The following is a 23,510-nucleotide window of genomic DNA, read 5'->3' as shown; positions in this document are numbered from 1 at the left end:
CGGCGGCGGTTTACGCGCGCGAGCATTGGTGGCAAGCGAAGAGACGGATCGTATTCGCTCATCCATCCATCAATTCGCTTTCACTCGCGCTGCAACTGTTCCCCTCTTTACGCTTGGTTTTCTCTGAACAAGAACGATCCCCGCGATCGTCATGCCGCCGCCGATGAGGTGATAGACATGCAGCGCCTCATCCAGAAACAGCGCGGCGACAATCGCGGTAATGACAGGGATGAGGTTCATGAAGATCGCCGTGCGCCCGGCGCCCAGATGCTTCACCGCCGACATCCAGACGAAGGGCGCGACGATTGAACCGGGAATGGCGGTGTAAAGGATCATGGTGACATTGGCCGGCGTGAAGCTCGCCGCGCCTTCCATGAGATAGCCGGGCAGCAGCACGACAACGGCAGCGCCCATCTGCACATAGAGCGAAGTCCAGACGGCAAGCGGGATGGACCATTTCTTGATAAGAATCCCATAGCCGGCATAGGCAAGGACCGCGATCAGCATGATGGCGTCGCCGCGGCCAACCCCTTGCGAGAGAAGCAGCGACGGGTCGCCTTTGCCCAGCACGACGAAAATGCCGCAAAGCGAGAGAACGCCGCCCAGCATGGCAAGTGACGACGGCTTTTCGCTGAGAAAAAGCGCGCTCAGCATGAGAGTCAGAAGCGGCACCAGCGAGAGCAGGATCGCCATGTTGGTGGCGGAGGTGAAGCTCGCCGCATAGTAGCCCAGGCCTTGGCACACGGCCATGCCAAGCAACCCGAGAATAGTGAGTTTCGGCAAATATTTGCCGACCGTCTTCCTGTGCCGCCAGGCGTCCTTAGCAACGAAGGGCGTGACCAAGAGGAAGGCGAGGAACCAGCGGTCGAAGGCAATCACGCCGGGTGGAATGGCTCCGGCGGCGAGTTTGCTGACGATGGTGTTCCCCGCCCAAATGGCAACAGCCAGCAGTGAGAAGAGGAAATATTTGACGGGCATGGGCAATTCTCCGGTTTCCAGAATTGCCTTTGGCCTATCAAATGGCCGATTATCGTTATATAGCGTTTTTCAGACAAAGCCTTGCGATGATCGGACATGAAGGATGAAGCACCTAATCCAGGAAGGCGAACGCCCGGCCCCCGTGTCGTTCCGAACCGAGAGCTATGACGCGGGCGGGATGTTCGAGATGCGCCGCCAGCCCTGGTGCAAGGTGGGCTACGCGGTAAGAGGCGTGATGGAGGCCATGGTCGAGGGGCAGCGGTTTCTCTGCCCGCCGCATTACGCCACCTGGATACCCGCCGATGCGCTGCATTGCTGCCATAACCGGCAGAACGTGCAATTCGTCTCGGTCTATATCGAGCGTGCGCTTTGCGCCGACATGCCGGAGACAGCCTGCACGCTCGCCATGAGCCCCCTGGTCAAGGCCATTCTTGCCGATTTCGCCGCACGCAATGTCAAAGTGCCGGAGACCGAAGCGGATATACGCCTCGCGCTGGTGCTCGTCGATCAGCTGCGGCAGGCACCGCGCAGGGATACTTACCTTCCTGTATCGGAGGACGAATTGCTACGGCCCATCATCGAAGCGCTTCAGGAAGTCCCAAGCGACAGACGATCCTTGGCTGAATGGGGGCGGTGTCTTAATACCACCGAAAGGACACTCTCTCGACGTTTTCACAACGTGCTTGGAATATCGTTCAACGAATGGCGGCAGCGGCTGAAGCTGGTCGCGTCTCTCTCCATGCTTGAGAACGACACGCCTGTGCAGGAGATCGCGGATGATCTTGGCTACAGCAGCCCATCCGCATTCATCGCAATGTTCAGAAGGCAGACGGGCCTCAGCCCCACGCATCTATCCCATAACAACGCATAGACAGCCGAGCTTTCTCCCGATGAGGATTTGCGGCAGAACGCTTCAACGAATAGAGCCATTCCCCATCTCATGAAAGCCAATGGCAATCAGCCCATCGCGGCTTGTCGACACGGCGGGACAGGGCAGCTTCCAATCCTGTCTGCATTATCGCACTTTCATGAGCAGCCGATTCCCAAGCTCCATCGCCGCGCCTTCATCCGGAACGAAATGAAACGGCACGCCAAATGCCTTTCCGAATGCCTGGGCAGTCACTCGAAGAGGCATTGGCGTCGCCTTTGCTCCCTCAATCACGATCGCCCCGGCGCAATTGCGGAGGAAAAGCGCTTTGTTGCGCTTGAAGAACAAGGCGCGTGCCTTTTTTGCTTCCGGTGGCTCGTTGTCTTCGTCATGAGGCGGGTGGTCGGAAATCAAAACGAATGGCAGCCCATCGGTAAGGATGGCCTCCAGTTCGGCTTCGAGCTTCTCCGTTTGAGGCAATGCAGTCTCGCGAAGGAAAACGAGCGGATACCGGGATTTGTCGATTTGCATTTTATAACTCCGAAAAATCTGGCGAGCTCAGCACGAGGGGTTTCCACTGCTTGGCCCGGCAGATAAGTCCGATCGGGAGGCGCGCCGCTGATCGCGACCTAACCTTGTCATTCGCTTGCATTATGCGAGGCGAAGCATCCCGCGCGCCCGCAATCAGGACATCAAACCCCTCTAAACGGCCAAACCAAATCCATGTCGGACTATCTGGCACCATGTCTTGACACGTTAAGGTGCGTAAGAGGTCATGACCGATCGCAGGTGAGAATGATCAGCCTGCTGCCGGGCACCAGCGTTAATCGGCGTTGCGGGCGCGAGTGAGCGGCACCACATTACTGGCGGGCCGGCTCTTGTGAGGGCATCGGTCGCCGCAGATATGGATGACATCCTCTTTGCTGCCGCCGTTCATGTCAGTTGCCGTCTCAGAGAGATAGCGGGCCGGAGTCGTGCCGAGCATCCGCCGGAACATGGCGATGAATGCACTCGGGCTTTCATATCCCAGGTCGATTGCGATATTCGTCACGGATTCGCCATCCGCCAGCCTTTGAAGCGCAAGGCCGACATGCAACTGCTGCCGCCAACGGCCGAACGACATGCCCGTCTCACGTTGGAACAGCCTTGTCAGGGTACGATTGCTCGCGCCGACACGAGCGCCCCATTCTTCCAGATTCAGCCTCAGTGAAGGATCGTCGATCAGAGTATGGATCAGCCGCTTCAACCGCCGGTCGGCAGGCATGGGCAGACGCAGCGGCTCCACCGGCGCTCTCTCAAGCTCGTCCATCAGGACTGACGCCAGCCGCGCCTCGCGGATATCCCCGTCAGGGCGGCCGTGGGGCTCGTTTACGAAACGCAGGATCAATTCACGTAGGAGAGGTTGGACGAAAAGAATACCGCAATCTGTCCGCTGGCTGCGGCTCTCGTCAGGTTCGACATACAGATTGCCAATCGACACCTGACCGGCCGCTCGGGCAAAATGAGGCACGCCACTGGGGATCCATATGGCGCATTGCGGCGGGACGGTCCAAACACCTTGCTCGGCCTCGACCGTGATGAGTCCTTCGATGACGTAGAGCAACTGGTCCTTGCGGTGCTTGTGTGGCTCCATCTCGCCGACAAAGGCGAGTTCGACTTTCAGACCGACGACGGGGCGCGTGATCGTATCTAGATAATCATGAGGAAGAACGGGAATACTCATGATAATACCTCAATGTTTCCGCCTGGCTGCCGCTTTCCCTTCCGTCCTACGTTTCTCAACATAGCACGAGCCACCGCAATTTGGCTGCTGTAAACCGGCCATGGTATGCAGAGAAACGGCCACTCATGAGGCGGGCCTCGGTCGTGTTAAGGGGTTAACCGGCGCCCTTTTCAGGGTCGCGGCCAGGAGCAGTGCGATGATCCCCACCCAGAAGACGAGATAGAATCCATCCACATAGGAAAGGACAGCGGCCTCGCGTGCAATAACGGAAACGGCGCGCTGAACAACGATAGGCTGTCCACCCTCCACGCCCGCCTTCAGCATGGCGCTGTGGGTATCCGACGAAAGCCGCAAGATGAGGGCGATGACGCCACCTGCTACGCCCGGTGCGAAGACGCGCGCAAGAGGAGCATAGACCCCGATGGCCGCCGCGTGCGCCGGATTCATATTGATGACGATGGTCGGGATAATACCCATAAGCGTCAGGCATTCCCCGATGGCGAAAAGAATGAGGGCTGGGGCATATTGATCGGTCCGCCACTCGTTGTTGATGCTGGAACCACAATAGGCCGAGGTGAAGACGATGGTGCTCAAGCCTGCGATCAGCAGCAGACGCGCGTCCACACGCCGCGCGAGCCGCACAGCGACCGGCGTCATCGCCAAGTAAGTGCCGAAGACGATGATGGTGGCCGATCCGGTCTGGAGCGGCTTCAGCTTTCCGATCGCGGCAAGAAAATTCGGGATCAGAATTGATGTCGGCGCCATCAGAACCCCATAGAGGCAGGCGATCAGGAGCGCAGTGCGGACATTGTGGTTGCCGAGCGCGCTCAAATCGACGAACGCGTACTTGTTCGATGCGATGTTGACGATGGACATCACCAGCAGGAGCGCGCCTCCCGCCAGGCAGGCCGCGACCACGCCAGAATCGAACCACCCCAAGGTCTCGCCGAGAGAGCATCCTGCAAACAGCAGGGTCAGGCTCAGGCAGAACATCGCCATGCCTCCCCAATCGCTGTTGCGCAGCTTGTCGTGATCTATCGGCGTCAGAGGAAGTGCTTTCCATGCAATGAAGGCGATGAGAGGCCCGACGAGTGAGCCAGTCCAGTAGATCCATCGCCAGTCGACCATATCCACGTAGATGCCGGACAGGCCAACACCGAGGTCGGTGCCAAAAGAAGCCCGCAGGCTGTAGACCGCCATCGCTAGGAGCCAGAAATGAGGTTTGAGGCTGCGTAGCGCCAGTGAAATTGTGAGCGGGAGATAGGTTCCCAGGCACAATCCTACGATCACATGCAGGAAAACGAGCAATTCGTAGCTGCGCACGAAGGGTATTGTCAGAGTCGCCAGTGCAATCGTCATGCTCGGCACGATGATGACGCGAGCCGGCCCGAAAATCAAAGACAGCCAGACGGTAGCGGGCATGGTTAAAAGCTGCGCCGCGTTCATCGCCGTGCTCAGCCAGGCGCCTTCAATGACGTCAAGACCGAACGCTCCTCGCAGATCGGCGAGAGACATGGAGAAAAGTCGGCCCTGCAACGTGGTGAGGAATGCGCCCATAAAAACGACCGCCACCGTCAGCGCAGGATTTGGCGTTGAGGCACCGCGCCAAAGATGGGGAATCGAAGGGATCTTATCGAGCCGCATCGGCGTAGGTCTGTTTAATCACAGGGAGCGGCTCACGGCCGTAGGCGGCAACCTTCGCCCTGAGCGTGTCGATCCGCGCTTCGGCGGACATGCCTGGCCTTAGACGATCAAGGTCCGCTTGTTCTGGCTGAAGTTCGATGCGGACCGGAATTCGTTGAACAACCTTGGTGAAGTTGCCCGTTGCATTGTCTGTCGGGACAAGTGACGACTCGTTGCCGCTCATCGGGGCAATCTGCTCGACGCGCCCTTGAAAGCGATGTCCGGGAAGGGCATCGACCGCGACTTCCACTGGTTGTCCCGCCCGGACATTCCTGAGCTGCGTTTCCTTGTAGTTTGCAATCACATAGGGCCGGGCGAGAGGCACGATCGTGACGATCTGCGTTCCTGACGCCACAAGGTTGCCAATCTGAACATTGCGTCGGCCAAGCGTACCGTCAAAAGGTGCGATAATCCTGGTGTAACCCAGTTCGAGCTTTGCCGAGGCAAGGGAAGCCGCGCCAACATCGCGATCCGCTATGCGTTGGGCGCGTTGCCCTGCCAGCGTATCCAATTGTCTTCGCGCAAAAGTTAAAGCTGCCACTGCAGCCTCGCGGGAGGCTTTCGCTGAGGCCAGATCCGCCTTTGCATCCTCGAAAGACTTTTGCGAGACGGAGCCATTGGTCACGAGTTGGCTTTTGCGGTCATAATCCTGTTGGGATTGGGTAAGGCGGGCCTCCGAAGCGAGAAGCGATGCCTTGGCCTGCTCGATCGCGGCGCGCTGTTCGGCCTCCTCATTACTGAGGTTGTCGAGCACGGCTTGCGTTTTTGCCAGAGATGCTTCTGCCGCTTGCACGCGCACAGCATAGTCATCGCTTTCGATTTCGGCGATGAGATCTCCGGCTTTGACCGTTTGATAATCCGCGACGGGGAGGTTCCTGACATAGCCGCCAACGCGGGCGCTCAATACCGCAGGCTCGGCTTTGACAAAGGCATTTTGCGTCGATTGCGTAGGTCGGTTACTCGTCCACACCTCCCAGCTCGACACCGTGTAAGCGACCGCGATTATGACGACCGCACACGCCAGCAACGGGACTAATTTGAGATGCCCTTTGCGCGGCAAAGGCGGCTGTTTATCGGATGCTGAGGGTGATGTGGTGGTCGTTGCTGCGGGACTCGACATGAACTTCTCAACTCAAATCTCTCGTTTGATGAGGAGCATATTTCGACAACCGCGGATTCTTTGCCCTTGCGAGAAGGACAGAAAACCGTTCGATGCGGCCAATTAGCCGAATGTCGCGAAGTTATGATCAGACTAAGCTTTTCACCGCCCTATCGTACGACAGGGCCAGTTCAAGTCCCTTTTGGGACTCGATGTCGACTGCTTTGCGCCCCCACTGGGACGTCGAACAAGAGGGGTGCCGCGACCTGGGCGGTCGCGGCTRGAAATCATGCCACGTCTTGTAGTTGTGCCTCTCCATTGTGAAGGAAGCACGCCTTGTTGAATAGGCCTAGATCGACGAAGTTTGGTAGGCGAATGTCGCCGAGGTCAGGAAGACGTTTGCCTTGCGTCTCGAAGGACCTGTCTATCTGTGAAATGAATCCCAGGATGACGCCAGTTCGTTGTGCAAACTCACCCAGGCTTTTTACCTGTTCAGAGAGCATTGGTTTGCTTCGCTGCTGGTCAAGCAATTGAAGATAGTCGATGACTGCGATGGTGCCGGGTTCTAGTCCCAACATGTGTTGGACGATGTAGTTCACGCTTATCTGATCAGATGTTAAAACCTCGATGTGGGCGGGGATGTTACCTTCGTCTGTGTCCATCGAACTAAGGTGTTCTCGCGCCTGCAATTCGGTGAACTCCAAGGTAAACAGCAAGGCTTTGCGTCCAGCGCGAGCGGCGTCGAGCAGAAGCTGGAGACCCAGTTTGGTTTTGCCGTGGCCCGGTCTCCCAGCAATCAGTAGCAGAGATTCATGAAAAGGCACTTGGCCAATTGGGGGCGGGCCCATTGGAAGACATGATGTCTGACTGGCTGCTAGATAAATTGCAAGCCTTTCAGCCGTTCAGTCCTGCATTGAAGTTCGCCTTGTCATGCGTCCGGGTTGAAGCGGAACCCGCCTCGATACGACATCGGATCGCAGCCATGTCAATGTGACGGCCATAGAGCCAGTCGGGCCATCCCAGTCTTGATCCTGATGCGCCAGAAGCGGACATGGCGTCATCGATATTGGACGCCTGTTAAGGTTAAGGTTTGCTTGCCTTTCCTTTTCGTGCTTGTTCGAGCATTGCCTTGGAGGATCGCGATGAGCCGTCATGCCACGAAACTCGGCGAGTTTTTTTGGATTGGCAGAACGACACCCGTAGCGATCTGGATCGTTTGGATATCGTTCTGCACGGGGTAGGCGCTGGCCTTCGAAATCACCGAAGCAGTGAATGAAATCGCTTGCTCGGACCGGTGGACCTATAAAGGCCTACAGGTTTACCGGTCACTCAGCCCATCCAGCAGAGCCTGGTGGAACCGATCGGGATCCTGRATCTGCGGCGAATGGCCGAGATCTTCGAATTCCACCAGCTTTGCGCCTGGAATGGCCTTTGCCGCCTGCTTGCCGAGCTGTGCGTAGTCGCCGAGCCTCGAAGCGATCTCGGCGGGCGCACGATTGGCGCCCGGCGCCGTCTTGTCGGTCATGCCGATCATCAGAAGCGTCGGCACCTTGATCCGGTTGAACTCGTGCACCACGGGCTGCGTGAACAGCATGTCGGAAGTCAGCGCCTGGTTCCACGCCACCTGCTCGCCGCCTTCGCCACGATACATGCCGGCGCTCATGGCCACCCACTTGTCGTATTCCGGCTTCCACTGTCCGGAATAATAGAACTTCTGCTGATACTGCTTGATGCCATCGAAGCTCGTCTTCTTCTCACCCTCGAAAGCCGCATCGATGGTCTGGTAGGGGACGCCCTTCGCCTTCCAGTCCTCGAGCCCGATCGGGTTAACCAGCACCAGCTGCTCGGTGATACCGGGGTACATCAGTGCAAACCGCGTCGCAAGCATTCCGCCCATCGAATGGCCTACAACCGTCGCCTTCTCGATGCCGCGGCTGTCCAGCAGTGCCTTTGTGTTCTCCGCCAGCTGGTGGAAGCTGAACTGATAGGCCTGCGGCTTGCTCGACTTGCAGAAACCGATCTGGTCGGGGGCGATTACTCGGTAGCCGGCTTTCGTCAAACTGTTGATTGTGCCTTCCCAGGTGGCCCCGCAGAAATTCTTGCCGTGCAGCACTACCACCGTGCGCCCATTCGGGTTCTCCGCCGCGATGTCCATGAAGGCCATCTCCAACTGCTGCCCCTGGCCCGAAACGGTCAGGATCTCCGTCTTGAATGGATATTCGAACCCTTCCAGTCGTGGCCCATAAGTGGTGCTTTGAGAATTTGTTTGGCTACCGTCAGCTTGAGCGAGCACAACGTTTGTTGAGCTGACGATGAGGGCTGAGACGACTGCGGAAGATAGAAATAGATGTTTTAACGGCATGGAATTTCCTATTCTTGGACCTGCACTGTGCAAACGCGGGCCGCAAATGGCGTCTTCTGGATCTTCCGACAAGATCGCATAACAGCGGTGTGAGAATGTGTTATGTTAGCACCGCAGCACCTATTTCCGGTTGGGCGAAAAGCGACCTCGGGACGGTACGAACGCGGACTGTGTTGCCACCTGAATGGTTGTACAGGTAACGCGAGCCCTCATCGGTTTCGCGGACAGCCAAGGTCGTGAAACTAGCCTCCTTTGGGCATTGCCGCGGAGACTGCCTCAGCGCCGCGACCTGTGGAACGGGACGTGAAACCAACCGGTGAGACGTCTTCCGCTTTGCCTTCATGTCGGACGTTCAGCGACACAACAGACTTCCTGAAAGCTGACCCTGCTTACGACATCGGCAACATTTGACCTAACCCCGGCAGYGATCCCTCGCATCGGCGTTTACTCTTCACGAGATGTGCAATTGCAGATGCGCGGAAAGCGCCGGGCACCTGGATTACTTCGGAGGCTCGGTCACACTGCTCTTGGAGTCCACATCTCCGGCGGAGTCGGTCATCCATGCCGAGACAGCGAAAACCCCGGCACATACCGCCGCAGAGAACACCACTATAATTGCGAAAGCTCGCCAATCTGGAGGTTTCATCCCATGGATCTAGTGGGCGGCCTCAGACATTCAACGCTCCCTGTTCACATGGTGAAACGGCCTCGGATCATCGTCTTGAACTGGCAAAATGCTCCTCCTAAATCTGCCCATCATGTGAGCCTAGACAGGAGGTAAAGATGGCTTGCGATCTGTTTGACCGTCCAGTTTACGCACAGAGGAAATACTTCGTTCAGGAAATAGCTGGGCTGGATGAGGCGTTCGATTTTCTCGATGAATGGCCGCTGGAAAAGCGGGACGTCGCCTATGAGGCTGTGGTCAGGGCATGCAGGGAGGCGGCGTCTGGTCAGCGCCCGGCATTTGCCGCGCGGGAGGATTTGGCCCGCTTTCTTAAGAGAAACGGCAAACTCGCGAGCATAGACGATATGCCTCCTTACTTGCGGGGCAGAACGGATAGAACCATCAGCGGCATCTAAGGTATCGAGAATGGCAGCGGAGCTGCCGCTCACCTGCCTCATAAGCGGGGCCCGGTGGTTCAACTCCGCTGCCGCATCAGATATCAGGGAAGCCGACCGACGTGTCACGATGGCGGACCTTGATCACAAAGCTTGATTTGTTCAACACGCCTGAGGAGTGCTGCGGAAGCGTCAAGGAGCTGCCCGACTTAAGGGAGCCGGAGAGCCGCTTTGCTCGACATAGACGCTTGCCGTCTGCGGGTTGTCGGCTTGGTACATGACCAGTGCCAAGCCTCCGCATATGAACAGGATCAACAGGGCGACAATCGGCAGAAACGATTCATTGCTCTCGTGCAGGTGGTTTCGGGTTCTCGTTCGCATCGGGGTTCTCCCAGTTCTCGACTTGGGAAAACATTGGCTGGCCGATAGTAGTTCCTCATGCTCAGAATTTTTTGATCAAGGGCCGCAGGCGCGTTCCGTACCAATCTCAGGTAAAGCTCTATTGGACTGTGGCGATCCGCCGAGTTGAGCCCGGCAACTTCCTCGATATCACCAAGTATCTGCGGGCGGAGGCATCCGAAATTGCCACTCCAACGATGTTCGACATCTTCGAGAGCCGGGGAGAGGCGGTCTGATCAGCTCACATGTGCTTCGGCGGCTCTTCATTCTCATTGGGATTTGGAACAGGAGTTTCGTCCGGCAGCACGTCCGGATCGGGTTCCTCTATAGGCGGCGGCACTGGAATGTCCGGCGGCATATCCGGACCACGGTCAGGCGGCAGTCTCGGGGTAGGTTCGCGGGGTGTAGTCGCCATGTGGCTCTCCTCTCAGAGCCACAACCGAGCTAGGGCGGGCATTGTTCCGCAAGATGAGCATGCTGGCGTCAAGCCTTCGCCAGCACTCCTGCTTCTCTGGCGGCCTCTACAAAAGCTTCACGCGCTTCGTCGGGCTTGTTCTTCCGCTCGAGCACTCCGGCACACATTGCGAGAGCTCGCGTCAGTGCGGGACCCTCTTCGAGCGGCCAGTCCTCAATAAGGAGCCACGAGGCACCCTGAGTGGTGGCGATGGGCGTCTCAACTGGAGGGTCGCCGATGAGGACCACTACCGGTTTCAGCCAAGGCGTCTGCATGAAAATCGTCCCTTCGTTTCACCGTCTTCTTTAGGGTGATTCCAACCAGTTGACGAGGCGATCGCATGAATGCCCTAATAACCGAGGCAATCCCGTTCGAAGTCGCCTCGCGCCTTGAGGGGTCTCCGGTCAGAATAAAATGCTTGGACCCCTCTGCGCCCTCATCCCGGCCGTTCAGCCTGCTGGAAATCCCAGGAAAGCTGCCGGTGGCCCTAGGCAGGCTGAATATCCAGCTTGGGGTGGAGAGCGACCACGCTACGTCTCTGCGGCGTCGAACTGTTCGCGGGAACGTTCGATCGCTTGCCAGTTTTCCCGGATCCACGATGTGAATCCTTCGAGCGCCGGCAACATCGTCTTTCCGATCGGTGTTAGCTCGTACTCCACCCGCGGTGGCACCTCGGGATAGTAGTGCCGCTTCACCAGTCCATCGCGTTCAAGATTTCGCAGGGTGAGTGTCAGCATGCGCTGGGAGATCTTCGGGATGCCGTTTTTAATCGCCGAGAACCGCAATGATGTCTCGGGAGAAATCGCCAGGATCGACATCACGAGGATCGTCCATTTGTCGCCCATCCGGGCAAGGACGCTATGAGGCGCACACGGCGTCAATACCGGCCCCCTTACTCCTTCCCGATAAGGCCTTCCATGGATCGTCTTGCTCAACAGTTACCTCGCTGTGACCGGCACACAGAATTGTGYCGTCTTGTGAGGAAGATATAGCAGTGCCATCTTCCGTCGATCAATAGTTACGAAAAGGAACTTTAGCATGAGCGATGCAAGATCGGCACTGGTGCTTGGGGCGACGGGGCAACAAGGCGGAGCAGTCGCGAGGGCCCTGAATACGAAGGGCTGGGCAGTCAGGGCGCTTGTACGGGATCCCCAGGGTGACAAGGCGAAGGCGCTTGCGGCGCAGAGTATTGAGCTGCGTCAGGGCGATCTTGGCGATCCGAGCTCCATTCAAGCAGCCATGTCCGGCGTCGATGCGGTTTTCAGCGTCCAACCCAGTTCCGGTCAGGGATCAGCCTATGGCGTATCCGACGAACAAGAGGTTCTCTGGGGTACAATGGTCGCCGATCTCGCCAAAGCGTCAGGCGTCGGCCATCTCGTTTATTCCTCCGTGGGCGCTGCGGGGAAAGGCGTCACGGGCATGGGCCACTTCGACAGCAAGACGGAGATCGAAGAATACATTCGTCGCCTCGACATTTGTTACACCATCGTGCGTCCGAGCTCTTTCATGGAAATGCTGATGCTGCCGGGCATGGGTTTGAATCAAGGCGAATTCAACTTCCTCATGCGCCCCGATCAGGCCATGCAGGTCATCGCAGTGGACGACATCGGCAAAATCGTTGCTGCCATTGTGGACGCTCCTGCGGCCCATGCGGGGCGAACCCTGGAGATAGCCGGCGACGAAGTCACGGGCCTGGACCTGCAGGATGTGCTGAGCGGTGCCGCAGAGCGACCGATCACTTATCACCGCTTTCACGAACGCCTTCTTACGGAGAACCGCTTCCTTGGGCGTCTGGCTGAACTGGTCGATGATGGCCGCTGTGCCGGATCAGCTGACATCAAGGCGCTTCGTCAGGAGTTCGGGGATCTGATGGCACTGGACACATGGCTTGAAGGACCCGGAAGGCCGCTCCTTCAACATGCCCTTCAGGCCCCGGTGACGGCAGTGGCGCTTCGCTGACTTGTGGTGTGGGCGGATCATCGCCTTTCATCGAGCCGGTTTTAGCGCAAGATTAAGCTCTTCATCTTCCAGATCTCGACATTATGGAGACGCTTGAGATGACATCGCTTTGTGACCAGTACCGCGCCTATATCGGCTGCTTGAACGGCCAAAACTGGAATGAACTTGGAACCTATGTGGCGTCGGACGTTCAGCACAACGGCCGAGACTTCGGGCTTGCGGGCTATCGCCACATGCTGATCAATGACTTCGAACAGATTCCGGACCTGTTCTTCAAGATCGGGATACTCACCTGCGAGCCTCCCTTTGTCGCGGCGCGGCTGGAATTCGACTGCTCCCCCAAAGGGGCTTTCCTCGGTCTTCCCGTCAATGGACGTCGGATCTCGTTTGCGGAGAATGTCTTCTACCAGTTTCGTGACAAACGGATCGCGTCGGTCTGGTCCATTATCGATAAGGCTGCGATTGAGGTCCAATTGAACCTCTGATCGGGGAACGGTTCCGACCCCGGCGTGGGCAAGCGGTTCTCACACAAGAGCAACGTTGTCCCGACGCCGACCTAGCGCGTTGAGACGCCTTCAGAGTCTCCATTTCCATCATGCGGATCCTGTGGCGAGCGGTCTTCTTTCGGCCCCATCTCGGCCAGTGCGATCACGATGCGTATAGATTTTCTACGCGAAACGGAAACCATTCCGATTTGAGGGGGCGATATGCCGCTTTTACAAGGTCTCTAGCAGTCAGGCACCGCAACCAAACTTCCAATCAAGCTTGTCCCTCATAGAGCTTCGACATTCATGCATGCGTGAACCTGCCCCGACGCAATCTCTCGCAACTCCGGACGCGTCCGTCTGCAATGCTCGGTCGCAATTGGACAGCGGGGATGGAAATGGCAGCCCGAGGGCGGGCTGAGCGGCGAGGGGATTTCGCCCTGGATCGGCATGAACTTACGTCGCTCAAGCGAGATCTTCGGCATTCCCTCGAGCAGCATGCGGGTATAGGGGTGCGCAGGCGATGCGAAGAGCTGCTCGGTCTCGGCAAGCTCCACGACGCGGCCGAGATACATCACAGCCACCCGATCGCACAGGTGACGGATGACGCTGAGATCATGGCTGATGAAGATCATCGCAAGGCCACTGTCGCGCCTGATGTCCATCAAAAGATTGATGATCTGTGCCTGGACCGAGACATCGAGCGCGGCAACGGCTTCGTCGCAGATCAGCATGTCGGGCTTTACCGCCAGCGACCTGGCGATGCCGACACGCTGGCGCTGGCCACCGGAGAACTGATGGGGATAGCGTCCTATGCTATCCGCAGGAAGACCGACCCGGGCGAGGATCTCGATCACATATTCCTTCACACGTGAGCGCGGCACCAGTCCATGCAACACCGCCGCCTCGCCGACGATTTCGCCGACGCGCAGGCGCGGATTAAGAGAGGAAAGCGGGTCTTGGAAGACCATCTGGATCTTCAGCGCATCGCGCTTGCGGGCAAGAAGGCTATCGTAAGGCTCACCGCGGAAGTGCCGTTCGCCGGAGGAGGCTGGCAGGATGCCGGCGATCATTCGCGCCAGGGTCGATTTCCCGCAGCCGGATTCGCCGACGACACCGAGCGTTTCCCCCTCGCGCAGCGTAAGCGAGACGTTGTCCACCGCGCGCAGTACCGTTGGCGGGCGGTCACCCATAAAGCGGTTCGCCAGATCGCGAAATGCGCTGCGCCCCACCGTGAAGCTGCGTGACAAATCCTTTGCCTCGAAGATCATCTCGTTCACGCGTCAGCCCTCGAATGGATGGTAGCACCAGATGTGATGCGTAGCCGATAGTCGCGTCGCCGGTACCGGCTCGCTGCAGATCTCCGTTGCCCGTTCGCAACGGCTGGCGAATGGACAGCCCTTTCCCAAAGAAAGTAGCGAGGGCATGTTACCGGGGATCTGCCTCAGCTTCTCGCCCGGCGTGTTGCGCGAGGGAACGGAGCTGAGAAGCTTGCGGGTATAAGGATGGCGCGGAAAGCCGATGATGTCCTCCGTCGTGCCGATCTCCATCATGGCGCCGGCATACATCACCATAATCCGGTCGGCGAGTTCGGAAAGTGTCGAAAGATCGTGAGTAATCCAGATCATGCCGAGGCCGCGTTCGTCGATCTGTCGACGGATGTGGTAGATGATCTGGGCTTGGATCGTCACGTCGAGAGCAGTCGTAGGCTCGTCGGCAATGATCATGTCCGGTCCGAGCAACAACGCGGTCGCAATGACGACCCGCTGACGCATGCCGCCCGACATCTCGTGCGGATAGGCGTTCAGCCGCTCTTGCGGGGAGGGAATGCCCACGGCCATCAGCACCTCAATGCAGCGGTCGTGCATCTCTTTGCGGGAAACATCTCCATGCTCGCTGATCGCCTCGTACATCTGATCGCGTACACGCATGAGAGGGTTTAGTGTCATCAATGGGTTCTGGAAGACCATCGCGATCTTGCGGCCGCGAAAGCGGCGCATCTCCTCGAAAGTAAGGGCAGTCAGCTCCTGGCCGTCGAGCGAGATTGAGCCGGAAACGATGCGACCGGGCTCGTCGATCTGACCCATGATCGACATGCCGGTCACCGACTTGCCGGATCCGGACTCGCCGACAATGCCCAACACCTCGCCACGACGAAGATCAAAGGAAATGTCGCGCACCGACTTGATCACGCCCTGTCGCGTGAAGAACCAGGTGTTGAGGTCGTCGACTTGGAAAAAGGGTTCCGTCATCCCTGCACCTTTCCTAGCGGTCAAGCCGCGGATTGTTGAGATCGCGCAGCCGGTCGCCGAGCAGGTTCATCGCGACGATCATCACGAGCAGCACCACGCCTGGATAGATGCTGATCCAGTATTTGTGCGAGAAGATGAATTCATAGCCGCTGGCGATCAGCATGCCGAGGGAGGGTCTGGTGAGCGGCAGGCCAACGCCGAGGAAGCTCRGCGAGGATTCGAGCGAGATCGCGGCAGCGATATTGAGAGTGAAGAGCACGATAATCTGCGGCATGCAGTTGGGCAGCACGTGGCGCAGCATAATGCGCGTCGGGGAAAGACGCAGGCATCGGGCGGCCTCCACATATTCCTTGCCGAGTTCGCTCATCGCGAAGGAGCGGGCCGTACGGGCGTAATAGGACCATTGCACGATGACGATGGCAAGCACGACCTTGCTGACGCCATTGCCCAAGATGGCGAGGATCGCAAGCCCGACGAGCAGGGCGGGAAGGCCAAGCATGAAATCTACCGCGCGCATGATGACAGCATCGGTGACACCGCCCCGCCAGGCCGCGAGAAGCCCGAAGCCGGTACCAAGCACCATCGCGGCACCCGCAGCCACAAGTCCGACGAAGACGCTGATCCTGATGCCGTAGAGGATGGCGGAGAGCATATCGCGGCCGAAACCGTCTGTGCCGAGGCGGAAGACGAAATCCGTTTCCTGATCCAGGGATTTCGCGATGGCGAGGACAGTGAAGTTTTCAGGAAGCGGGCTGTTGGAGACTATCCTGACCCTGCTGCCTTCGGGGTTATCCACCGTCCACCAGGGTTGGACAATGTGCTTCTTTCCCCCTTCCACCGTGGCACCGGCCGGCAGGTTGCGGATCTGCAGACTGGCGAGCTTCGTGCCTTCCGGCTGCACACCGATGCTGAGACAGCTCGCTCCGCAGGATCTGGCTGTGATGCTTTGGCGGGCTTGTGCCGCCGATGCGGTTTCGACTGATGCGGTACCAGCCTCGATGCGGATATTGGCGCGGACTTCCTCTCCGGGCAGCATCCGCTTCGCGCCGGCGGRCTTCAACGCATCGGTCAATTGAAGCTGAGTCAGGTCGTAAGGGTTCGTTGGCGACAATAGCGGTGCGAAGAGGGCGCAGGCGACGAACACCAGGCTGACCATCAGGCTTATGACGGCCGTGCGGCTTTCGGCGAAACGCAATGCGAAATCGTTCAACCCAATCGTGCTCATGCCGCGCGCCTCAGGACTGATTTCACGCGTGGATCGATGGCCATATGCAGGATATCAACGATGAAATTGATGAAGATGAACAACAGCGCGGTATAGGTGAGCTGGGCGACGATCAGCGGCCGGTCAAGGACCTTGATCGAATTGATCAGCAGCTTGCCAAGCCCCGGCCAGGAAAACACCGTTTCGGTTATAACGCCGTAGGCGAGGAGGTTGGCGAGTTCGATCCCGGTGACCGTGATGAGCGGAACCAGAGCGTTGCGCAGGATATGCCTGACGACTACCTTGCGGCCGCGTACGCCTTTCGCATAGGCGAACTTCACGAAGTCAAGGCGGGAAATCTCCATCGTCGCGGCGCGCGTGACGCGCATCAGAAGCGACATCTTGAGGAGCGCCAGACTAAAGGCCGGCATGACGATATGGGACCAGCCGTCCAGCGTCCAGAGGCTGCTGGTGATGCCGAAATGGGTTGCGACCGCTCCCCGATCACCCACCGGCAGGATCGGCAAAGCGATGCCGAAGGCGACGATCAGGAGCATGCCCTGCCAGAAGGTAGGGATGCTGACGCCGATCAGGGAAAAGGTCATGACGCCCCGGCCGAGCAGCGATTCCGGTTTAAGCCCCGCATAGAGTCCGGCCGGCACTGAAGCGGCAATGGCGATGACGAAGGCGACCAGCCCGAGTTCGAGGCTCGCCGGCAGACGCTGCAGCAGGATGCTGGTGACGGGTTCCTTGTAGACGAAGGAGGTGCCCCAGTCTCCCTGCACTGCATTGCCGAGGAAGATCAGGTATTGCTGCCAGAGCGGCTTGTCGAGGCCGAGGGCGGCGATCGCCGCCAGCCGGTCGGCCTCCGAAGCTTCCGAGGAAATCAGCGTGTCGGCCGGATTGCCGATCAACCAGATCCCGACGAACAGCACGATCGACAGCACGAAGACCACGACCACGCTTTGCAACAGGCGCTGCAGCACGAAGGAGAGCATCAGCGGTCAGCCTTCAGATAGGCGTTGATATTGCGTTGCTCGGCTGTCGGCATCGATCCGGCTCCGATGTTCTCAACCAGCGATCCGAAATGCAGCGCATATTCGGCGCATATGCCGCCTATGCTGCCGGTTTCGAGCCGATCCTCGATCTCCATGCGCAGCGCCTGGCCGCCCGGCAATTGGGCAAGCTCATCCAGGAAAGGCGCGTTGCCGGCTGCGGCAGCCATGGCGGCGTCGTGCACCAATTCGTGGCCCTTGTGTTTGCCGAGGGTTTCGCCGAGCCGCATCATGGCGAACTCGCCGAGGATCGCGCCGTGCGACAGGTCCAGGTTGGACCGCATCCGCTCCTTGTCGACATAGAGGTCGCGCACCAGAAGTTCGGTCCGCACGAGAATCTCGGAAATGGCGCCGATCACCTCCGCCAATCCGTCCTCGAACATCTGGTTGGCGCTGCCGTCGGATTCGAACGGGCGGTGGGCACTTGCCATCAGCATGGCCGCACAGGAATAGAGCTTGTTGCTGTTGGCGATGATGCCATAGCAGAGTATCGGGTTGATCTTCTGCGGCATGGTGGAGGAACCGATCGAGCCTTCGACGCGGCCTTCATGCAGCTCGCCATATTCCTCCGAGGAACTCTGGTAGATCTCTTCCGCGATTTTGTGGCAGATGGATGCCGTCAGGCTCAGCGCATTGACATATTCGCACATATGCGTGCGGATCGCGCGCGAGGGAATAGCCATCTCGCCCATGCGCAGAAGGGCTGCCACGCGTGACTGGAGGGCGGGACCCTCTCTGCCCAGAGCGGAGAAGCAGCCAACCRCACCGCCGGTCATGACGACGAAGGCCCGGCTTTCCGCTTCCCGAAGCCGGTCCGCGGCCTGCAGGAATTCATCGATCCAGACCGCCACTTTGAAGCCGAAGGTGATCGGCACCGCATGGCGATAGTGGGTCCGCCCCGCCATGATGGTCTTCGCGTGGGTGCGGGCATGGCGACCGAGATGGCGCAGGATGTCGGCGAGCAACCCATCCAATGTCGTCTGGGCACGCTTGGCGAGCAGCAGCAATCCGGTCTGGATGACGTTCTGCGTGGTGATGCCCCAGTGGACATACCCGCCATGCTGTGGACCGGAAAGCCGGACAAGTTCGTTGATGAGCGGCATAAGCGGGTGACGGGTCGTCCGGTACGACGTATCGAGGCGGTCCGTATCCAGGTATTCGAAACGGCAATGTCCAGCGATCGCCTCCGCCGAGGCGGCCGGGATCATGCCAAGCTCTCCCTGAGCCAGCGCCACGGCCTTTTCGACGTCCAGGAAGGCTTGGTACATGGCCGGCGGCGCAAAAGCGTCCCGCAGTCCCCGGTAGTCATATTGTGACGTGAGGGCGTCGTTGAATTCTGTACCCATCTCGATTTCGCACTTTCATGAATGAGAGGGCAAGGCCGGCGAGGACGGCGGCCTTGCCGGCACGCCTTATTCGGGACGGGCGGTGTAGAAGATGTTGGTCAGGTTGGCATTGGCGTCATAGTGAACACCGTTGCGAACTCCCCAGACGCCGAACTCGTGATAGAGCGGCACGTAACCGTCATCCTTGTAGACCTCGGCGACTGCCGTACGCAGCAGTTCTTCCCGTTTGGCGTCGTCCAGCGTCGACTGTGCGTCCTCAAGCGCCTTGTCGGTGACCTCGCTGGAATAACGCCCAYGGTTTGYGCCACCCCAGCCGCGATCAGGGTTACGGGTGCCGGCGAGGTTGATCATCTGGCTCAGACCCTCGCCGGTGTCCGCTGCGGCGCCAGCGAGATAGAGGCTGAACTCATAGGCGCTCGCCTTGGTGAAGTAGATGCTGAAGGGAAATGTCTCCAGCGTCACGTTCAGTCCGATCTGCGAGAGCATGGCGGTGACCGCCTGGGCCACCTGGGCCCCATTGACATAGCGGTCGCTGGGCGCGTTCAGCGTCAACGAAAAGCCGTTTGGATAGCCCGCTTCGRCCAGCAGCCGCTTGGCTTCCGCCGGGTCGTAAGGATAGGCCTGCAGATCGGGATTATGGCCAAAGACACCGTCCACGATGATCTGGCTCGCCGGCTGGGCCATGCCGCCCATCACTGTCTCGGCGATCTGCTCGCGGTTGATGGCGAGATTGAGCGCCTTGCGGACGCGCGGGTCGAGGAAGGGGTTCTTTCCGTCGGTACCGGAAACCTTCGGCGTTTTCTCCTGGCCCTGGTCGGGAAGCAGGAAGATCAGCAGCGTCGAGGGCATGGACGACAGATGGTATTTGCCCGAGGACTGGATGCTGTCGATGCTGTTGATCGGCACCGCGTTGATGACATCTACCGAGCCGCCGAGCAGAGCGGCGATGCGAGCGCTGTTGTCCGGCAGGGATTTGACGAGCACCGATTCATAAGCGGCCGGCGTGCCGTAATACTGATCGTTGCGTTCCAGCTCGATCTCGACGTCCGGCGTGAACTTCTTGACGCGGTAGTGGCCGATGCCGGGCGAGGTCTTGCCGCTGTTGAAGTCCCCCGTCGCCAGCCAGTTGTCGTTGCCGCAGCTCTTGTCGTCATAGGCCAGCGTGCGGCCCGTCGGGTTCTGAACGATACCGATATTGCTCAGGCTGCGCAGCAGGTTCGGATCGGGTTTCTTGGTGTCGATCTCGATCTTGCCGTCGCCGGCGTCCTTGATATTGGCGATCGTGGCGATGAAGCTGCTGAAGAGGCCGGGACTGTTGGGAACATTGCGTACCCGGCAGATGGAATAGATCACGTCGTCGGCGCCGAGYGGGTTGCCATCGTCGAATTTTGCCTTGGGCTCGAGCGCGATGACCCACTTCGTGTCGCTCTGGATTTCCCATGATGTTGCAAGACGAGGCTCGACGGTGCCGTTGACGCCGTTCGTATAGACGAGTGCGTCGGAGATGTTCTCCCGAAGGTCGAAATTATAGCCGGCGCGATGGAAATGCGGATCGACCGAAGTCGCGAGCGCCGCGAGACCGACGCGTAGCTGTTCAGCCGCAGCCGGGGCAGCAGAAAGTGACGTCGCGGTCGCGAGCGCCACGCCAAAAGATGCCAGTGACAATTTTTTCATGGTCCTCCTCCCATTTATTTTGTGGGACCGTATCGCTGTGTTGTCCGGGGAAAAATCGAATTTTTCTGGATTCGATTGAGTTTTTCTCAATCGAAAGATAGAGATAGCCGTGGGGAGGAAACAACATGCAGACAAAGCGCAGGGACTTGCCGCCGATGACCGCGCTTCCGGTGTTCGAAGCTGTTGGGCGGCACATGAGCATTGCCAAGGCGGCGGACGAACTCTGTCTCACTCCCGGCGCCGTTAGCCGGCAGATTCAGAATCTTGAATCATTCCTCGGCTGCGATCTCTTCGAGCGGTCGCATCGAAGGATCACATTTACGCCGGCCGGCGAAGTCTACTGGGACAAGATTCATACATCCCTCGGCCAGATACGCGCGGTGACGAGTGATCTCTCCGTCGGTATCGACCGGCGGCCGCTCGTCATCGGCAGCCCGCGCGTCTTTCTGCAGAAATGCATCATGCCGGCGCTTGGAACGCTTTACGCACGTCGCCCCGATATCGTCGTAAAGTTCGTCACCGGCGGGCACGACATCGAAGGGCTGGACGGTACGATCCATGTGGGGGAGGCGATCAGCAGGAAGGGGTTCGTGTGCGAGATACTGGGTGACGCGGATCTCACACCAGTCTGCAGCCCTGCCTATCTTCACCGCGCGCCGCCCCTTGATACACCCGACGACCTGGAGCGGCATACCTTGCTGCGTTCCGCGGAATTCACACGCAACTGGGAGCGGTGGCTGGGGGCGCGTGCTCCGAGGATTTTTTCCAGGACGCGCTTCATCGATCTCGAGAGCTCTGGCCTCGAACTGACGGCCGCGGTCGAAGGACTTGGTATTGCGATTGTTCGCCAGAAGCTGGTCAAGCAGGAACTTGCGGATGGTCAACTCGTTGCGCTGTTCGAGAAAGATATGGTGCATGAGCACTATTTCTTCATGTTCGCGGATCCGAAACTTCGGTCCGACAGTTTCCGGTTCTTTCGCAATTGGCTGAGGGACGCGGTTGTGGAATAGAACAGGCCGGCGTTCAGTCTGCGGCGCGCTACCGCAACATTCTCCAGTCGTGCTCGGGCCTGCATATTATCAAAAAGGGTCTCCTTAAACATGCATTACTGGCATTGGTTCGACATCGCCTTTGCTTGGATTGGCGGCGTTGGGGCAATCGTCCTGTCGGTTCTGCTTTTTGCAACTGATCGTCTCCGGAGCGATTCAAGCCGCTCGCGATGGCATGACTGGGTGTGGTTGTCTTGGCTCGGGATGGCGGCCTACCTGCTTCACAATTTCGAAGAATACGGCATCGATCTGCTTGGAACGTTCCATGCATTTCCGGGCATGATTTGCGCATAGCTCGGTTTGCCTTATCCGAATTGCCCGATCCCTCCGGTGTTTTTCCTTGCGGTCAATGTCACTGCGTTCTGGGTCGCGGCTCCCATTGCAGCCCTGCTCAGCCGACGACACCCGCTTGTGGGGCTTTCTATATACGGCATCATAATCATCAACGCCTTGGTACATATGGCAGCCGCGCTTGGGGATGGTGAAGGGTTTTTCACCTCATTGCTTTTCGTGGCCTTGGCCGTGTGGGTTACCGCGCCTGCTTCGGTCCAGGGCGGATGAGCTACGGCGCGCTCGCCCTGCTTGTGGCTGGCGGGGTCATGGTTCACATGGTTTTAGCGGCTCCGCTGGTGCTGTTTCTCAATTTTGGCTTGAGTGCGACTGTGGTTGTCTTGCTGCAACTGGTGAATCCCTTCCTGCTGATGCTCATCTTATGGCTTGGGGAGCGGTGGCGTGACGGGGTGTTGATCTCGAACCCGCGAACCAACTGAGCTCGGAGGGCGCGACCTCACCGCAAATGTCCTCTTTCTGGAATCCCTAAGAAACGTCTGCTTCTGCATTGTGAGAGCCTAGTGCAGACCGTGCGAAATCCGGCAGCAATCAAGCCGCAATCAATTTCTGCTCCCAGGTCGCGAGCACAGAGTCGGCATGCTCATAGAAGGACTAAGCTGCTTTTATCGACTGGCGCACGAAGCGGACAAGCCAGTTAAGCGCTACCCAAACCCTGCGTTGTGTTGCATCGGCGCAGGGCTAGTGCAACACTGCACCACCAGCGAAGGAGGACGTCATGTGCCGAAACATCAAGTCGCTGTTCAACGTGGACCCGCCAGCCACCAAGGACGAGATGCACGACGCAGCCCTACAGTTCGTGCGCAAGATCTCTGGGTCCACCCGCCCCTCACAAGCCAATGAAGCCGCGTTTTACAACGCGGTGGAGGAGATCAAACGATCTGTGCACAAGCTGTTGCAGGCTCTGGAAACCAAAGTACCCCCTAAAGACCGCGAGGTCGTCGCCTCTAGGGCGAGGGAGCGGGCTAAGCAGCGTTATGGACGTGCCGTCTGAGCTGTTTCTTGGTTCCACGAGCAATTCCACGGTAGAGGGATTTTGGAGCGGGAGCCGTTTGATTGACAGGCTTCCGCGACTGCAGCGATGATTCCACTTGGAGCGCGGCGGCTGATTGCGGGTGCAGACCTTGGCCGACTTCGTCGGCGGCCTTCTCGCTGTGTCGTCAAAGAACAGCGGTTCAATACGGGCAGGTGGTTCAAGCATTTTTTGCTGATCTCGGTAACGTATTAATCGACTGAAATATAAGGTATTCGAGACTGGAAGTGGGAAGGTCGTAAGCGGTCGTATTGATAGCTTCGCGACTAAGGCAGCTATCGCCTGGGGGTATCCGAAACCGGGCGGACAGCTTTAACCGGCCCCTAAATCGGTCATTTCTTTTGGTTGGATAATCTCAACTACTGAAGCATTCGTGATAAAGTGCTTCTTCTAACAAGAAGGGCGTTGGTTCGGATTCGATTTAGGGCAACGCGTCTCAGTTCCGGGGATAAAAGTTCGACGCTCGCCGTAGAGACGTAT

Annotated in this window: 23 protein-coding genes and 1 pseudogene; 8 read left to right on the top strand and 16 right to left on the bottom strand. The window is 58.5% G+C overall.

Annotated elements, in window-relative coordinates:
• Positions 1-69: 69 nt before the first annotated feature.
• Positions 70-978, bottom strand: a complete 909-nt coding sequence (locus tag LCM4573_RS08570) for a DMT family transporter (RefSeq protein ID WP_071005826.1) — start codon at positions 976-978, stop codon at positions 70-72.
• A gap of 103 nt (positions 979-1,081) precedes the next feature.
• Here LCM4573_RS08570 and LCM4573_RS08565 point away from each other — a divergent pair, with 103 nt between their 5' ends.
• Positions 1,082-1,849: a helix-turn-helix domain-containing protein gene (locus LCM4573_RS08565; RefSeq protein ID WP_071005825.1), complete on the top strand. Its 768-nt coding sequence runs from the start codon at positions 1,082-1,084 to the stop codon at positions 1,847-1,849.
• Between the two features lie 144 nt (positions 1,850-1,993).
• Here the strand turns inward: LCM4573_RS08565 and LCM4573_RS08560 are convergent, their stop codons facing one another.
• The 6 genes and pseudogenes from LCM4573_RS08560 to LCM4573_RS08535 form a co-directional block, all read right to left on the bottom strand.
• Complete coding sequence (locus LCM4573_RS08560; protein WP_071005824.1) at positions 1,994-2,377, bottom strand: hypothetical protein; 384 nt, start codon at positions 2,375-2,377, stop codon at positions 1,994-1,996.
• A gap of 292 nt (positions 2,378-2,669) precedes the next feature.
• The gene (locus tag LCM4573_RS08555) at positions 2,670-3,569 is read right to left on the bottom strand and encodes a helix-turn-helix domain-containing protein (protein ID WP_071005823.1); all 900 of its coding nucleotides are present in this window, start codon (positions 3,567-3,569) and stop codon (positions 2,670-2,672) included.
• A 123-nt stretch (positions 3,570-3,692) separates the two neighbouring features.
• Complete coding sequence (locus LCM4573_RS08550) at positions 3,693-5,213, bottom strand: MFS transporter (RefSeq protein ID WP_083347363.1); 1,521 nt, start codon at positions 5,211-5,213, stop codon at positions 3,693-3,695.
• Positions 5,200-6,372, bottom strand: a complete 1,173-nt coding sequence (locus LCM4573_RS08545) for an HlyD family secretion protein (protein ID WP_083347362.1) — start codon at positions 6,370-6,372, stop codon at positions 5,200-5,202. The genes LCM4573_RS08550 and LCM4573_RS08545 overlap by 14 nt, the downstream gene beginning before the upstream one ends.
• Before the next feature lie 266 nt (positions 6,373-6,638).
• Positions 6,639-7,157 (bottom strand): annotated as a pseudogene (locus tag LCM4573_RS08540) (DNA helicase); the annotation flags it as partial.
• A gap of 512 nt (positions 7,158-7,669) precedes the next feature.
• Positions 7,670-8,713 carry an alpha/beta fold hydrolase gene (locus LCM4573_RS08535; protein WP_071005821.1) on the bottom strand — a complete coding sequence of 348 codons (1,044 nt, stop codon included), beginning with the start codon at positions 8,711-8,713 and terminating at the stop codon, positions 7,670-7,672.
• A 783-nt stretch (positions 8,714-9,496) separates the two neighbouring features.
• Here LCM4573_RS08535 and LCM4573_RS08530 point away from each other — a divergent pair.
• Positions 9,497-9,793 carry a DUF982 domain-containing protein gene (locus LCM4573_RS08530; protein ID WP_071005820.1) on the top strand — a complete coding sequence of 99 codons (297 nt, stop codon included), beginning with the start codon at positions 9,497-9,499 and terminating at the stop codon, positions 9,791-9,793.
• 619 nt (positions 9,794-10,412) lie between these two features.
• Here the strand turns inward: LCM4573_RS08530 and LCM4573_RS28250 are convergent.
• The 3 genes from LCM4573_RS28250 to LCM4573_RS08510 form a co-directional block, all read right to left on the bottom strand.
• On the bottom strand, positions 10,413-10,586 hold the full coding sequence (locus LCM4573_RS28250; protein WP_198539701.1) for a hypothetical protein: 174 nt from the start codon (positions 10,584-10,586) through the stop codon (positions 10,413-10,415).
• 68 nt (positions 10,587-10,654) lie between these two features.
• Positions 10,655-10,900 (bottom strand): DUF982 domain-containing protein, encoded by a 246-nt coding sequence (locus LCM4573_RS08515; RefSeq protein ID WP_071005817.1) that lies wholly within the window; start codon positions 10,898-10,900, stop codon positions 10,655-10,657.
• A 255-nt stretch (positions 10,901-11,155) separates the two neighbouring features.
• Positions 11,156-11,560, bottom strand: coding sequence for a helix-turn-helix domain-containing protein (locus LCM4573_RS08510; protein ID WP_071005816.1), 405 nt, complete (start codon positions 11,558-11,560; stop codon positions 11,156-11,158).
• Positions 11,561-11,663: 103 nt separating this feature from the next.
• Here LCM4573_RS08510 and LCM4573_RS08505 point away from each other — a divergent pair, with 103 nt between their 5' ends.
• Together LCM4573_RS08505 and LCM4573_RS08500 are read left to right on the top strand one after the other, a co-directional pair.
• Positions 11,664-12,584, top strand: a complete 921-nt coding sequence (locus LCM4573_RS08505) for an NmrA/HSCARG family protein (protein ID WP_071005815.1) — start codon at positions 11,664-11,666, stop codon at positions 12,582-12,584.
• Positions 12,585-12,682: 98 nt separating this feature from the next.
• On the top strand, positions 12,683-13,069 hold the full coding sequence (locus tag LCM4573_RS08500) for an ester cyclase (RefSeq protein ID WP_071005946.1): 387 nt from the start codon (positions 12,683-12,685) through the stop codon (positions 13,067-13,069).
• A gap of 287 nt (positions 13,070-13,356) precedes the next feature.
• On the opposite strand, the gene LCM4573_RS08495 is transcribed toward LCM4573_RS08500, so the two are convergent.
• From LCM4573_RS08495 to LCM4573_RS08470, 6 genes are all read right to left on the bottom strand, one after another.
• Positions 13,357-14,340: an ABC transporter ATP-binding protein gene (locus tag LCM4573_RS08495; RefSeq protein ID WP_071005945.1), complete on the bottom strand. Its 984-nt coding sequence runs from the start codon at positions 14,338-14,340 to the stop codon at positions 13,357-13,359.
• A gap of 12 nt (positions 14,341-14,352) precedes the next feature.
• On the bottom strand, positions 14,353-15,321 hold the full coding sequence (locus tag LCM4573_RS08490) for an ABC transporter ATP-binding protein (protein WP_071005814.1): 969 nt from the start codon (positions 15,319-15,321) through the stop codon (positions 14,353-14,355).
• A gap of 13 nt (positions 15,322-15,334) precedes the next feature.
• The gene (locus LCM4573_RS08485; protein ID WP_071005813.1) at positions 15,335-16,546 is read right to left on the bottom strand and encodes an ABC transporter permease; all 1,212 of its coding nucleotides are present in this window, start codon (positions 16,544-16,546) and stop codon (positions 15,335-15,337) included.
• On the bottom strand, positions 16,543-17,523 hold the full coding sequence (locus LCM4573_RS08480) for an ABC transporter permease (protein WP_071005812.1): 981 nt from the start codon (positions 17,521-17,523) through the stop codon (positions 16,543-16,545). The genes LCM4573_RS08485 and LCM4573_RS08480 overlap by 4 nt, the downstream gene beginning before the upstream one ends.
• Positions 17,523-18,926, bottom strand: coding sequence for an adenylosuccinate lyase family protein (locus LCM4573_RS08475; RefSeq protein ID WP_071005811.1), 1,404 nt, complete (start codon positions 18,924-18,926; stop codon positions 17,523-17,525). Before LCM4573_RS08475 ends, LCM4573_RS08480 begins: the two co-directional genes overlap by 1 nt.
• Before the next feature lie 66 nt (positions 18,927-18,992).
• On the bottom strand, positions 18,993-20,600 hold the full coding sequence (locus tag LCM4573_RS08470; protein WP_071005810.1) for an ABC transporter substrate-binding protein: 1,608 nt from the start codon (positions 20,598-20,600) through the stop codon (positions 18,993-18,995).
• 125 nt (positions 20,601-20,725) lie between these two features.
• Between LCM4573_RS08470 and LCM4573_RS08465 the strand changes: the two genes are divergently transcribed.
• The 4 genes from LCM4573_RS08465 (at position 20,726) to LCM4573_RS08445 (ending at position 22,991) form a co-directional block, all read left to right on the top strand.
• Positions 20,726-21,610, top strand: coding sequence for a LysR substrate-binding domain-containing protein (locus LCM4573_RS08465; RefSeq protein ID WP_071005809.1), 885 nt, complete (start codon positions 20,726-20,728; stop codon positions 21,608-21,610).
• A 90-nt stretch (positions 21,611-21,700) separates the two neighbouring features.
• Positions 21,701-21,943 carry a hypothetical protein gene (locus LCM4573_RS08460; protein ID WP_071005808.1) on the top strand — a complete coding sequence of 81 codons (243 nt, stop codon included), beginning with the start codon at positions 21,701-21,703 and terminating at the stop codon, positions 21,941-21,943.
• Between the two features lie 263 nt (positions 21,944-22,206).
• Positions 22,207-22,419, top strand: a complete 213-nt coding sequence (locus LCM4573_RS08450) for a hypothetical protein (RefSeq protein WP_071005806.1) — start codon at positions 22,207-22,209, stop codon at positions 22,417-22,419.
• A gap of 296 nt (positions 22,420-22,715) precedes the next feature.
• Positions 22,716-22,991, top strand: a complete 276-nt coding sequence (locus tag LCM4573_RS08445) for a DUF2277 domain-containing protein (RefSeq protein WP_071005805.1) — start codon at positions 22,716-22,718, stop codon at positions 22,989-22,991.
• The last annotated feature ends 519 nt before the right edge of the window (positions 22,992-23,510 follow it).

It is taken from the genome of Rhizobium sp. LCM 4573 (assembly GCF_001854865.1).
Lineage (GTDB): Bacteria > Pseudomonadota > Alphaproteobacteria > Rhizobiales > Rhizobiaceae > Neorhizobium.
This window is presented reverse-complemented; position numbering and strand designations above follow the sequence as displayed.